Here is a 13,266-nt window from a genome sequence, read left to right on the forward strand (position 1 = left end):
TGCTCCTCCCTTTTGTCTTTCGTTATTCTGCTGCCTGTTGTGCCGATTGCGCGGCGGGCAGGTTTTGCACGAGCGCGGTGAGTTCCGCCATCTCCTGCTCGTTGAGATCAGTGAGCGGCGGACGGACCGGACCGGAGTCGCGGCCGATCACCTTCATGCCGGCCTTGATGATCGAGACCGCATAGCCCTTCTTGCGGTTGCGGATCGCGATCAGCGGCAGGATGAAGTTCTTCAGGCCTGCATTGATCGTCTCGTGATCGCGCTTGCGCACGGCTGCGTAGAACTTGGTCGCAAACTCCGGCACGAAGTTGAACACGGCCGATGAATAGGTGGTGACGCCCATGTCGAGATAGGGCAGGGCGAAGGTCTCGGCTGTCGGCAGGCCGCCGACATAGGTCAGGCGGTCGCCGAGCTTGGTGTAGACGCGGGTCATCAGCTCGATGTCGCCGATGCCGTCCTTGTAGCCGACGAGGTTCGGGCAGCGCTCGGCGAGGCGGGCGAGCGTGTCGGGCTGGAGGATGGCATTGTCGCGGTTGTAGACGATGACGCCGATCTTCACGGAAGCGCAGACCGCCTCGACATGGGCGGCGAGGCCGTCCTGCTCGGAATGGGTGAGATAGGGCGGCAGCAGCAACAGGCCGTCGGCGCCGGCCTTTTCCGCGCCGATCGCGATCTCGCGCGCGGTTGCGGTGCCGTAGCCGGTGCCGGCGAGCACGGGCACGCGGCCCTTGGTCTCGTCGACGGCGACCTTGACCACCTGCGGAACCTCGGCCGGCGTCAGCGAGAAGAACTCGCCGGTGCCGCCGGCGGCGAACAGGCCAGCGACGTCATAGCCGCACAGCCAGTCCATGTTGGCGCGGTACGTCGCCTCGTCGAAGGAGTAGTCCGCCTTGAACGGCGTGACGGGGAAGGACAGGAGGCCGGAGCCGATCTTCTGGGCCATCTCCTGCGGGGTCATCTTGCTCATGGGCGCTGCTCCCTCTGGGTTTTGAAGGCGGCGCGCGGACCTGCGCGCCGGATGTTTTGGAGGACGCGCGGTGTGGCGTCCGATGTCTCGGAGGTCGCGCTGTAGACGCGCGTCCATGGGCCGTTACTTAAGAGACCGTTCGATGCGCGTCCAAGCCAAATCCTATATCGAATGATACAAATTCAGCATCAATCTTCCATGGTCTCCGACGCGGCCAATTCGCCTGCGATTTTCACCAGTGCCGACAGCAGCGGGTTCTCGTCATCGCGCCGCCAGACCATGAAGAGCTCGACCGGAATGCGCGTGCGGAGTTTGAGCGGCCGCAGGCGGACGTCGGAGATCTTCAGGCTCGCGGCCGCCGCCGGCACGATGGCAAGCCCGAGCCCCGCGCGCACCATGGCGAGGATCGAGTGGATCTGGCTCAAGTGCTGGACATAGCGTGGCAGCACGTCGGCGCGGGTGAAGAGCGCGACCAGCAGGTCGTGGAAATAGCGGCTCTCATAGGGCGAATACATCACGAAGGGCTGGTCGTCGAAGTCCTTGATGGTGACGCTTTCGGCATTCGCCAGCGGGTGCTTCTTCGGGATCGCGGCGAGCAGGGGCTCGGCGACGACGCGGCGGCTCGCAAGCTCCGGCCGCGCGATCGGCGGCCGGAGCAGGCCGGCATCGATCTGGCCCGAAGCCAGCGCCTCGAACTGGTCGCCCGAGACCATCTCCTTCAGCGAGAAGTCGACTTCGGGGAGTTTTGCGCGGCAGGCGGCGACGAGCTCGGGCAGGAAGCCGTAGGCGGCCGCGGCCGTGAAACCGATCTTCACCGAGCCGGTCTTGCCGAGCGCGATGCGGCGGGCGACCTGCGAGGCGCTCTCCGCGAGCTTCAGAATACGCCGCGCTTCAGGCAGGAAGCTGCGTCCGGCCGGCGTCAGGCGCACCGAGCGGCTGGTGCGCTCCAGGAGCGGTGCGTCGATGATGTGCTCGAGCACCTGGATCTGCCGCGACAGCGGCGGCTGGGTCATGTTGAGCCGCGCGGCGGCGCGGCCGAAATGCAATTCCTCCGCCACGGTGACGAAGCAGCGGAGTTGGTTGAGGTCGAACATCGATACTGGCCTTAGATGGATAAGGCGTTTCCCCGGCACTTCTAGCATCGATGACCTCCGAAACAAAGACGGCGGCCGTGAAGCCGCCGTAAGTTGCCTGGTCTGCTCCGCTTTTGCCGGAGCGCTCAGGAGGAACGCTTGAGCACGACCCGCTGGATCTGGCCGACGACCACGAGATAGGCGAACGCTGCGACCAGCGCGTTGACGCCGACGAAGACGAGGGCGCCGTTGAACGAGCCGGTTGCGGCCACGATGTAGCCGATCACGATCGGGGTGGTGATCGAGGAGAGGTTGCCGAAGGTGTTGAACAGGCCGCCGGAAACGCCGCCGGCTTCCTTGGGCGAGGTGTCGGAGACGACCGCCCAGCCGAGTGCGCCGATGCCCTTGCCGAAGAAGGCGAGCGCCATGAAGCCGATCACCAGCGCCTGGCCATCGACATAGTTGCAGCCGATGATCGCCATCGACAGCAGCATGCCGCCGACGATCGGGATCTTGCGCGCCATGGTCAGCGAGCCCGTCTTGCGCAGGATCGCATCCGAGATGATGCCGCCGAGCACGCCGCCGATGAAGCCACACAAGGCCGGCAGCGTCGCGACGAATCCCGCCTGCAGGATCGACAGCCCACGCTCCTTGACGAGGTACACCGGGAACCAGGTCAGGAAGAAATAGGTCAGCGTGTTGATGCAGTACTGGCCGAGATAGACGCCGAGCATCATGCGGTTGGAGAGAAGCTGGCGGATGTGGTCCCATTTCGGGCCCGAGTCCGGTGCGCGCTCGTCTTTCAGATCGTCCTTGGGCGCGTCGAGATCGACCAGCGCGCCGCCTTCCCTGATGTAGTCGAACTCGGCCTCGTTGATGGAAGGGTGCTCCTTCGGGCCGTAGATGGTCTTGATCCAGACCAGGCCCATGACGACGCCGAGCGCGCCCATCACGAAGAACACGTAGCGCCAGCCGTAATCATGGGCGATCCAGCCCATCAGAGGCGCGAAGATCACGGTTGCGAAATACTGCCCGGAATTGAAGAAGGCCGATGCGGTGCCGCGCTCATTGCCCGGGAACCAGGCCGCCACGATGCGGGCGTTGGCAGGGAAGGAGGGCGCCTCCGCGATGCCGACCAGAAAGCGTAGCGCGAACAGCATGGCGACCGCGGTTCCAGCGCCGAGGAAGCCGACCCAGCCCTGCATCAGCGTGAACAGCGACCAGACGATGATGCTGAAGGCATAGACGATGCGCGAGCCGTAGCGATCGAGTAGCCAGCCGCCCGGCACCTGCGCGATCACATAGGACCAGCCGAAGGCCGAGAAGATGTAGCCCATGGCGACGGGATCGAGATGGAGCTCCTTGGAGAGTGCGGGACCTGCGATCGACAGCGTCGCGCGGTCGGCATAATTGACGGTGGTGACCAGGAACAACATGGTCACGATGAACAGCCTGACGCGGGACCTCTTCACGTCCGCTGCGGACACCACTGCGCTCATGCGCGCGCCTCCTCGAATTTGAATGTTTCCTCGAGAGGATTCCTAGAGTGGCGCCCACGAAAGTGCCAAGTTGAAGGGAGTATCGATTGATACCGTTTTTGGATTGATCGAACGGCAGGGCCGCGGAAACGAAGGCGTCGCGGGCGAGAGATCGTAGCCACACGCACTGCTGTCATTCCCGGCGAAAGCTACGCCTCGGCTTATCCGCGTTCGTCACGGCCTCTGGAATACTGGATCGTCCGCCCCAGTGCGCAAGTGCGCACAAAGGCGGACGATGACACCGAGAGTGTGCTTGCAGTGCGCCTACCGCTGCAGGCCTGGCAGCAACGGCGCCAGCAGGCCGCGGGTGAAGCCGGGAGGCACGGCGTCGAGGCCGAGCACGGTGCTTGCGGCAGGCAGGGCCGCGTCCGCCATCGCGGCGTGGCCCTCTGCGGACGGATGCACCGCGCCGCCATAGACGGCGGAGAGCACGCCCCAGGCGGCGTCGTGAATGTCGTTCGGCTGGCTCGCGGCGGGCAGGCCTTGCGGATAGGTCATTGCGGCGAAGTAGCTGTCATTGGCGTCGCGGATCCAGCGGGCGCGCGGCAGGTAGGCGCGATATTCGGAGGCGCCGCGGCCGCACAGCATCGGCTGGCTCGCAGCGGTGACGATGTCAGGGTTAAAGCTCTGGCCGTTCTCGGCAAAACAGGCGCGGTCGAATTCGGGGTCGGAGCCTGAATGCGCGCAGAAGCCATGGTCGGCGAACAAACCTTGGTGCGTATCGACGAAGGTCATGCGATCGGATTCGGGATCGCGGCACAGCGCGCCTTGCGTGCAGGTCGCGAGTCCCTTGAGCTGCGGCAGGAATTCGGTGTCGACATAGGTCGAGACCCGGGCGAGCCGCTGCGGATCGGCGTTGAAGGCCGGATGGATGTCGAAGCCGGCGCGGCCGCCACGGCACGGCACGCCGCCGTCCGCGAGCGCCGGATTGGCGTAGGAGACATAGACGACGTGCGAGAGGTCGCCGTCGACCAGCGGCTTCAGGGCCTCGCGCAGCTTGACGAAATTCCTGGGCAGCTCGCGCGCGAGCGCATCGCGTGAATCGTCGACACCAGCCATCACGCCGGAGCGCGTGAACAGCGCGCGTTCCGTCGCGGTGTCCACGATCACGTCGGCGACGAGGCCGGAGAAATAGACGTCGTTGGCGCCGATCGAGAGCAGCACGAGGTCAAGCCTGCGGTCCGGCTGGCGTTTCCTCGCCGCAGTGAGTGCCTCGCGCAACTCGGCCACTTGCGCATTGACGCTGGTTTGGCAGGTGCCGCTCTTGCCGGGCGGGCATTCGCGCGCACGCTGCGAGCCCAAGAGCCCGTCGCTGATGCTCGCGCCGGTGCAGGCGAGCGGCAGATAGGTCACGGCGATGTGGGGATAGCGGACCGCAAGCGCGAGCGCGGTGCGGCTCTGGTAGCTGTAGAGCGAGCGATGGCAGGCGGCGTTGAACCAGAGTGCGCCGTAGCGCTGCCAGTTGGCGAGCGTGTCCGGCGCCTCGCAGGCTCGCCCGCCCTTGAAGCCGGCGCGGCTCGGCCGGTAGTACTGTCCGCCGGAGGTGCCGAGATAGGAGCGGAAGCAGAAACCGTCGTCGGACAGCGCGATGGGGCGGTCCGGATTACCCTCGCCGGAGGCGATGCTGTCGCCTAAGCCCGCAACGAAGATGTCGCGGACCTGGATCTCGGTCTGGATGCGTTGGGTCGGGTCGGAGCCCGAGGAGACGTCGACGGTCGCCACCGTCTGCTTGCCGTAGCGGACGCGCAGGTTCACCGGCTCGGCGCAGTCGAAGGTCGAGGCCTGCGGCCCGTCGCCGTCGTCGAACGACCAGGCGCAGGTGGCGCCGACCGGCACGGCGCCGGTCAGGCGCACGGTCACCGGGTGGTCGATCGGGGTGATGTAGTTCTCTTTGACGTTGTCGCGGGTGCAGGGCTGGTTGACCCTGCCCTGGAGGTCGATGCAGAGGCGGTTGACCATGTTGCGGGCCCAGCCGCGGCCCTCGCTTTGCATCTCCAGCGACTGCTCGGCGGCGAGGATGCTGCGGTTGCGGGCGTTCTCGACGTGGAGAAGGAAGTCGCGCTCCTCCCGGAACAGGCGGAAGCGGTTGCGCACCTCCCAGGTGATCTGGAGGCTGCCGTCCTGCGCGGCAGCGCGTTCAGGCGGCAAAGCGCCTAACATCCCGGCAAGCAGGGCGCCGGCGAGGAAGGTGCGGAGGTTGGCTCGGATCATAGCCCGCGCTTTCAACGTCAAAGTTGAGGCGGAAATAAGAGAGGCTTCCTCGCCCCGCCTTCGACGTTTGTCTGACCGGTTTAGCTCTTGCCGTCCAGGGTTTTGCCTCCGTCTAGCGCTTGCTGGCCTGCCGCAGCGACCGTTCGCGCTCCATCTGCGTCACCTGCTTGGGCAGGTTGGCCTGCGCGCAGGCCTCAGCCAGCCGCCGGCGCTCCTGCCACGGCTCCACGACGTTCATCCAGAGTTCGCGCGCTCCCATGATGGAAATGGCGAGGCCGAACGGGATCATGAAATAGAGGATGCGGAAGACCAGGAGGGTCGCGAGCAACTGCTCGCGGCCGAATTCGGGGAGCGCTACCAGCATGGCGGCGTCGAATACGCCGATGCTGCCGGGGGCGTGGCTGGCAAAGCCCAGCAGCGTCGCCAGGATGAACACCACCGCGAGCGACATGAAATCGATCGGCGGGGTGGACGGCACCAGGAGGTACATCGCCATGGCGCAGAAGCCGAGATCGACCACGCCAATCAGGATCTGCACGAGCGTCAGCGGCGCCGACGGCAGCACCACCTTCCAGCCCTTCTGACCGAGCTCGCGGCGCTTCTCCCCCATCGACAGCCATACGAGGTAAGCGGTGATCGAGGCGAGGCCGCCAAAGGCGATCAGGCGGTTGATCGCGGAGGGGAGCTGGTCCATCGCGGACGCGGCATCGGGGTGGATCGCCATGCCGATCGACAGCACGAAGATGTTACCGAGCCAGAAGGTGAGTCCGGAGAGGAAGCAGATCTTTGCAACGTCGATCGCATTCAGCCCGTAGTCCGAATAGATCCGGAAGCGGATCGCCCCACCGGTGAAGACGGTCGCGCCGATGTTGTGGCCGATCGAATAGGAGGTGAAGCTGGACAGCGCTGCGATGCGGTAGGGGACGTGCTTCTTGCCGATCGTTCGCAGTGCGAAGAAGTCGTAGAAGGTCAGCGTACAGAAAGCGAAAAAGACGCAGAGCGCCGCAAGGCCGATGTTGCCGCGGGGGATCTCGGTTAACGCGGTCAGGATGACGCCGGTGTCGATGCCCTTGAGGGTGCGCACCAGCGTGGTGATCGCGAAGGCGATGATCATGACGCTCGCGGCAATGCCGAGCCGACGCCAACCGATCCATCTCTTGAAGCCGCGTTTCATCGCGGGCAGCACGTCCTGCATTCATCCTCCCGGCGGGGCACACTTAACCATAAAGCCTACCCAATCGAGCTGGGAGCTGATCGAGTGCGATCGCGCCCGAAGGTTGGCACTGATCGCAAGGCATATCCTAGTTCCTTAAGGCAAAAACAGCGCTTTGTGCAGCCCTTGACAACGGAAGCTTCTGCGCTGGGATAGCCCTTTTTGTCATACGTCCTACACATTGCCGCGCGTTAAGGATTACGAGTCGCGACATTGCCGTATCGTTGCCAGCATTTTGCCAAACCGCAGCGCGGTTCGCCTTGTTCCAGCTCAAGGTTTTCAATCCCTTCGGAACGTCCCTCGTGTGTCTCGGTTAGCGCCGTATCAACAACCGAACACGGCGCGATGGCGGCCTGTACGCACGCAGGCGGGCGCCGCTCTGTTCCCGAAGCGCAAGGATTGGAACGATGGGACTGTTCACCAAGGACATCAAGAGCATGAACGACCTGTTCGTGCATCAATTGCAGGACATCTATTACGCCGAGCAGCAGCTCACCAAGGCGCTGCCGAAAATGGCAAATAAGGCGACCGATCCGCAGTTGAAGCAGGGCTTTTTGACGCACCTCGATGAAACCAAGCAGCATGTGAAGCGGCTGGAAGAGGTGTTCAAGATGCATGGCGTCGAGGTGAAGGCGATCGATTGCCCGGCGATCGACGGCATCATCGAGGAAGCCAATGACACCGCCGGCGAGGTCGCAGACAAGGCGGTGCTGGATGCGGCCCTCATCAATGCCGCGCAGGCCGCCGAGCACTACGAGATCGTCCGCTACGGCAGCCTGATCGCCTGGGCCAAGCAGCTCGGCCGCAATGACTGCGCGGCGGTGCTCGCCAAGACGCTGGAGGAAGAGAAGGCGACCGACAAGAAGCTGACCATGATCGCCGAGACCAAGGTGAACCTGCGCGCGGCGAGCTAGGCCCACGTCGTCGCGACAGCGCCGCAGAAGTCGAGCGCGGCGTTTTCGCGAGATGTCTCCCCGCGAGGGCGAGGGCGGGGGATCCAGTATGCCGCGGCGCCTCAGTATACCGCACCGCCTCTGGAATACCGGATCGCCCGCCCCAGTGCGCAAGCGCGCATAAAGGCGGGCGATGACACCGAGAGGTGGCGAATTCGTTCCTCAAGCGAATAACTCAGCATTCATAATTCGACCTGTATCGAATCATGCTTGGGGCTAGACCTGTATCCTTCGCATGGGGCTGCAATCGGGATGGCAGCATGCGGACCAATATAGCCCATACCAATATCGACTACGCGTCCTCGGGAAACACGCAGCGCTCGCGCCTTGCCACCTCGCTGACACTCGCGGCTATGAGTCTTGGCTATGGCGTGGTGCAGCTCGACGTCACCATCGTCAACACCGCGCTTCATGCCATGGGTACCGCGCTTGGCGGCGGGGTCGCCGAGCTGCAATGGGTGGTGAGCGCCTACACCATCGCCTTTGCCGCCTTCATCCTGACCGCCGGCGCGCTCGGCGATCGCGTCGGCGCCAAGCGCGTCTTCATGGCGGGTTTCGCCCTCTTCACCGCGGCCTCGCTCGCCTGCGCGCTGTCGCCGAATGCCATCGTCCTGATCGGCGCGCGGCTGATCCAGGGATTGGCGGCGGCGATCTTGGTGCCGAATTCGCTAGCCCTGCTCAACCACGCTTATCCGGACGAGAAGCAGCGCGGCCGCGCCGTCGCGGTCTGGGCCGCAGGCGCCAGCCTTGCCTTAACCGCAGGGCCGTTCGTCGGCGGCGGCCTGATCACGCTGGTCGGCTGGCGGGCGATCTTCCTGGTCAACCTGCCGATCGGGCTGGTCGGCCTCTGGCTGACCTGGCGCTACACCGATGAGACCACGCGCTCGCTCGCGCGCGAGATCGATCTGCCCGGCCAGTGCGCGGCAATCGGCGCGTTAGGCGCGCTCGCCGGCGCGATCATCGAAGGCGGCGCGAAGGGCTGGTCGCATCCTGCCGTGATCGCGGCCTTCGTCGCGGCCGCCGTCCTGGCCGTGCTGTTCGTCTGGCGCGAGCAGCGCACGGCGCAGCCGATGCTGCCGCTGTCGCTGTTTGGCAACCGCATGTTCGCGCTGACCTCACTCGTGGGCCTGCTCGTGAACGTCGCGATCTACGGCCTGATCTTCGTGCTCAGCCTCTACTTCCAGGAGGTCAACGGACTGTCGGCCTGGTGGACCGGGCTTGCCTTCGTCCCGATGATGGGCGCGGTGCTGCCGGTGAATCTGCTGGCGCCGCGCATTTCCGAGCGCATCGGAGCCTGCAGGACCATGATCGTGGGCGCGGGCGTCTCGGCGCTGGGCTGCCTCGGCATGCTCGGCATGACTCCCGACACCAGCTATTGGGCGATCGCCGTGCAGATGATCGCGATCAGCGGCGGCCTCGGCCTTTTGGTGCCACCCCTGACCTCGACGCTGCTCGGCAGCGTTGAGAAGGCCCGCTCGGGCATCGCGGCCGGCGTGCTCAATGCGACCCGGCAGACCGGCAGCGTGCTCGGCGTTGCGCTGTTCGGCTCACTGGTTGCGGGGAACTTCATGACCGGCCTGCACGCTTCGCTGATCATTGCGGCAACTGTCCTGCTGCTGGCCGCGACGGCGATATGGCATAGCGCGGCAGCCGATGGTTAACCCTGAGTATGCTGCCTGCGCTCACAGCTTTCGTTCACCATGAGCCGAACCGGCATGTAGCCGGTTACCGACTGTCCATCTCTCGTCTCTTTAATGCAGGTGCCGAAAATGGACCTGCGATATGTACCAAGTTCTTTACTGTCTGACGGATCAGCATGACTGGGGCCTGGTCGCGCTGGGCGGCGCGGTCTGCTTGCTCGCCAGCGCGGCGGCGATCAGCCTGTTTCATCGGGCGCGCGCCACACAGGGCTCTGCGCGTCTGGTCTGGCTTGCGCTCGACGCCATCGTCAGCGGTTGCGGCATCTGGGCAACGCATTTCATCGCGATGCTGGCCTACGGGCCGGGCGCCGGTGCGGCCTACAACATTCCCGTGACGGTCCTGTCGCTGATCTTCGCGATCTCCGTGACCTTCGTGGGCCTGAGCATCGCGGCGTCATCGACGCGCACGCCATGGATACTTCTCGGCGGTGCCATCGTCGGCGGCGGCGTCGCGGCCATGCACTATACTGGCATGGCGGCGCTGGAGATGCCCGCGCACGTCGGCTGGGTGAGCGGCACGGTGACCGCCTCGATTCTGTTCGGAATCGTGTTCGGCGCGGCTGCCATCTATGTCGCGGCGCGGCGCGATGACCTCTCGCATGCTCTGAGCGCCACCGGCTTGCTCACGCTCGCCATCGTCTCGCATCACTTCACGGCGATGGGCGCCGTCGAGCTGACGCCGGATCCGACGCTCGCCACCAGCGGGTTGTCGATTGCGCCGGCGACGCTCTCCTTGCTCACCGCGAGCGCCGCGGCCGCCATCATCGCCATCGCACTCGTCGCCGCGATCCTCGATCGCCGCGCCAAGGGCCAATTGGGGCGCCAGCAGGTCGTGCTCGACACCGCGCTCGAGAACATGTCGCAGGGGCTGTGCATGTTCGACGGGGACGGCAGGATCCTGCTATTCAACGAGCATTATGCCTCGATGATGGGCCGGACCGGCATGACGTTGATCGGGCGTACGCTGCTCGAGGTCCTCGTGGAACAGAGGGCGATGGGCAAGTGGGAGGGCAACCCGGAGGAGTTTTTCGGCCGGCTGGTCGCCGACGCCCGCGAAAGCCGCGGCACCACCATGATCGTCAATCGCTTTGGCCGCTCGATCCGCGTCGTCAACCAGCCGATGCAGGGCGGCGGCTGGGTCGCGACCTTCGAGGATATCACCGAATGGCTGGCGGCGCAGGAGAAGATCTCCCACATGGCGCGCCACGACGCGCTGACCAATCTGCCGAACCGCGTGCTGTTCCACGAGCAGCTCGAGCAGGGCCTGCGCCTCGCCAGGCCCGGCGACCAGCTCGCGGTGCTTTGTCTCGACCTCGATCACTTCAAGGACATCAACGATTCACTCGGGCATCCGATCGGTGACGCGCTGCTCAAGGAGGTCGGCCGCAGGTTAGCTGCCTGCGCCGGCGAGAGAGACACCGTGGCGCGGCTCGGCGGTGACGAGTTCGCCGTGGTCCAGCTCGGTAAGGAGGAGGCGGCGGCGACCGCGCTCGCCGGACGCCTGGTCGAGGTGATTTCCGCGCCCTATGAGATCGCCGACCATCAGATCATCATCGGCGTGTCGATCGGCATCTCGCTGTCGCCACAGGACGGCAGCAATCCGGACGAGCTGTTGAAGAACGCCGACCTCGCGCTGTACCGCGCCAAGGCCGATGGCCGCGGTACCTATCGCTTCTTCGAGACCGGCATGGATGCCCGCGCGCAGGCGCGGCGGCTGCTCGAAATGGATTTGCGGGCGGCGCTAAGCAGGAACGAGTTCGAGGTCCACTACCAGCCGATCCGCGACGTTGCCAGGGACCGCGTCGTGGCCTTCGAGGCACTGAGCCGATGGAATCACCCGCAGCGCGGCCTGATCTCGCCGGCCGCCTTCATTCCGCTCGCGGAAGAGACCGGCCTGATCGTGCAACTCGGCGAGCAGGTGCTGCGCAACGCCTGCGCCGATGCGGCCACCTGGCCCGAGGAAATCTGCGTCGCCGTCAACCTGTCGCCGGTGCAGTTCAAGAACCCGAACCTGGTCGCTTCGGTGACCGAGGCGCTGACCGCCTCGGGGCTTGCTGCCGGGCGCCTCGAGCTCGAGATCACTGAATCCGTGCTGCTCCAGAACAGCGAGGCAACGCTTGCGATCCTGCATGAACTACGCGCGCAGGGCGTGCGGATCTCGCTCGACGATTTCGGCACCGGCTATTCCTCGCTCAGCTACTTGCGCAGCTTCCCTTTCGACAAGATCAAGATCGACCGCTCCTTCGTGTCCGAGCTCTCGACGCGCGAGGATTCCATGGCAATCGTCCGTGCCGTCACCGGCCTCGGGCGCAGCCTCGGGATCGCGACCACGGCGGAGGGCGTCGAGAACGATGCGCAGCTCGAGCTCCTGCGGCGCGAGGGCTGTACCCAGGCGCAAGGCTATCTGTTCAGCGCGCCGCGGCCGGCGTCCGAGGTTGCGATGATGCTGGCGAAGCCCCGCCTGCGTGCCTCAGCCTGAACGTCAGGCCTTGCGGAGCGCGAAATGCGCGCCGCAGAACGCCATCACTGCGCCGAGGCACAGTGCGGCAAGGCCTGCAAGCACGCCGGAGATGGTCGGGATCGGGCTGGGTGCGGAGGCCGCCTGTCCGGCGCCGGCGAGCAAGAGCACGCCGACCGCGATCAGGAACTGCCGCATCCTTTGCGGGATCTGGCCCGAAACGGCGCTCTGCATCAGTGTCGCGGTGAAGTAGCCGCCCGAAAAGCCGACGGTGGCGATCAGCCACCACGCGATCGCCGCACCCGCGGGCATGAACTCATGCGTGTCCGAGCGCCAGAGCCCGCCGAGGTCGAGCCCGTAGCGCGCGCCCAGCATATGCACCGCGAGCGCGAGCAGCACGCCCGAGATCATCGCGCCGCCGAGAATCAGGTGACGGGGAAAAAAGATCGTCTCAGCCATGCCTGGTTTGTAGAATGGGCGAGGGGGGCGTGCAAGCCGATCAGGCCGAGCGCAGAGTTGATAAAGGTCGACGAGATGTCCGAGCTACAGGCCGTCGCGCAAGTCGTGAGCGAGCAAGTCACGAGCTACGCCTACAAGGCGTCGCTGATCGGCTCGGCGCACCGCTTCGAGCTGACGGATGAGGGCCTGTCGTGGCAGATCGCCGGCCGCTCCGGCCTGTGGCGCTATGGCGAGATCTCGGCGATCCGGCTGTCGTACCGACCCGTCTCGATGCAGCAGCACCGGTTTCGCGCCGATCTCCGCCATGCAGATGGCGGCCGCATCGCGATCCTGTCGACGACCTGGCAGACCGCGGCGCTGATGGCGGCGCAGGATCACGGCTTTCGCGATTTCATCGTCGCGCTGCACGCGCACATGGCAAAAGCGGGTAGCCGCGCCAAGCTGACCGCGGGCCTCGGGCGCACCGCCTACACGGCGGCGCTCGCGCTTCTGGCGATGCTGGCGGTGGCGATGGCCGGGCTTCTCATCCGCGCGATCGCGACCGGCGAATGGACGGGCGCGCTGTTCATCGTCGGCTTCGCCGCGCTGTTCACCTGGCAGATCGGCGGCTTCATCCGCCGCAACCAGCCGCGCAGCTACGGCTTTGACCGGTTGCCGGAGGCGCTGCTGCCGTAGCGGCGGCTGCAATCGCCGG

At 65.6% G+C, this 13,266-nt stretch carries 10 protein-coding genes; 4 read left to right on the top strand and 6 right to left on the bottom strand.

From position 1 onward, the window contains the following. Positions 1-22: 22 nt before the first annotated feature. The 5 genes from kdgD to SO140_RS28310 all read right to left on the bottom strand — a co-directional run bounded on the left by kdgD (position 23) and on the right by SO140_RS28310 (position 6,984). Positions 23-967, bottom strand: a complete 945-nt coding sequence (kdgD, locus tag SO140_RS28290) for a 5-dehydro-4-deoxyglucarate dehydratase (RefSeq protein WP_449377033.1) — start codon at positions 965-967, stop codon at positions 23-25. Positions 968-1,155: 188 nt separating this feature from the next. After that, entirely contained in the window at positions 1,156-2,061 is a 906-nt protein-coding gene (locus SO140_RS28295; protein ID WP_449377034.1) for a LysR family transcriptional regulator, read from the bottom strand. Positions 2,062-2,186: 125 nt separating this feature from the next. Next, positions 2,187-3,539: an MFS transporter gene (locus SO140_RS28300; RefSeq protein WP_449377035.1), complete on the bottom strand. Its 1,353-nt coding sequence runs from the start codon at positions 3,537-3,539 to the stop codon at positions 2,187-2,189. A gap of 303 nt (positions 3,540-3,842) precedes the next feature. Beyond that, positions 3,843-5,789 (bottom strand): SGNH/GDSL hydrolase family protein, encoded by a 1,947-nt coding sequence (locus SO140_RS28305; RefSeq protein WP_449377036.1) that lies wholly within the window; start codon positions 5,787-5,789, stop codon positions 3,843-3,845. Between the two features lie 112 nt (positions 5,790-5,901). Continuing rightward, complete coding sequence (locus SO140_RS28310) at positions 5,902-6,984, bottom strand: lysylphosphatidylglycerol synthase transmembrane domain-containing protein (protein ID WP_449377037.1); 1,083 nt, start codon at positions 6,982-6,984, stop codon at positions 5,902-5,904. 425 nt (positions 6,985-7,409) lie between these two features. On the opposite strand from SO140_RS28310, the gene SO140_RS28315 reads away from it, so the two are divergent. The 3 genes from SO140_RS28315 to SO140_RS28325 all read left to right on the top strand — a co-directional run bounded on the left by SO140_RS28315 (position 7,410) and on the right by SO140_RS28325 (position 12,134). Beyond that, positions 7,410-7,916 (top strand): YciE/YciF ferroxidase family protein, encoded by a 507-nt coding sequence (locus tag SO140_RS28315; RefSeq protein ID WP_449377038.1) that lies wholly within the window; start codon positions 7,410-7,412, stop codon positions 7,914-7,916. A gap of 299 nt (positions 7,917-8,215) precedes the next feature. Beyond that, complete coding sequence (locus SO140_RS28320; protein ID WP_449377039.1) at positions 8,216-9,616, top strand: MFS transporter; 1,401 nt, start codon at positions 8,216-8,218, stop codon at positions 9,614-9,616. A gap of 121 nt (positions 9,617-9,737) precedes the next feature. Then, positions 9,738-12,134: a putative bifunctional diguanylate cyclase/phosphodiesterase gene (locus SO140_RS28325; protein ID WP_449377040.1), complete on the top strand. Its 2,397-nt coding sequence runs from the start codon at positions 9,738-9,740 to the stop codon at positions 12,132-12,134. A 3-nt stretch (positions 12,135-12,137) separates the two neighbouring features. On the opposite strand, the gene SO140_RS28330 is transcribed toward SO140_RS28325, so the two are convergent. After that, positions 12,138-12,572, bottom strand: a complete 435-nt coding sequence (locus tag SO140_RS28330) for a hypothetical protein (RefSeq protein WP_449377041.1) — start codon at positions 12,570-12,572, stop codon at positions 12,138-12,140. Between the two features lie 75 nt (positions 12,573-12,647). Between SO140_RS28330 and SO140_RS28335 the strand changes: the two genes are divergently transcribed. After that, positions 12,648-13,247 carry a hypothetical protein gene (locus SO140_RS28335; RefSeq protein WP_449377042.1) on the top strand — a complete coding sequence of 200 codons (600 nt, stop codon included), beginning with the start codon at positions 12,648-12,650 and terminating at the stop codon, positions 13,245-13,247. Positions 13,248-13,266 lie beyond the last annotated feature (19 nt).

The sequence above is a fragment of the Bradyrhizobium sp. UFLA05-108 genome (assembly GCF_059803455.1).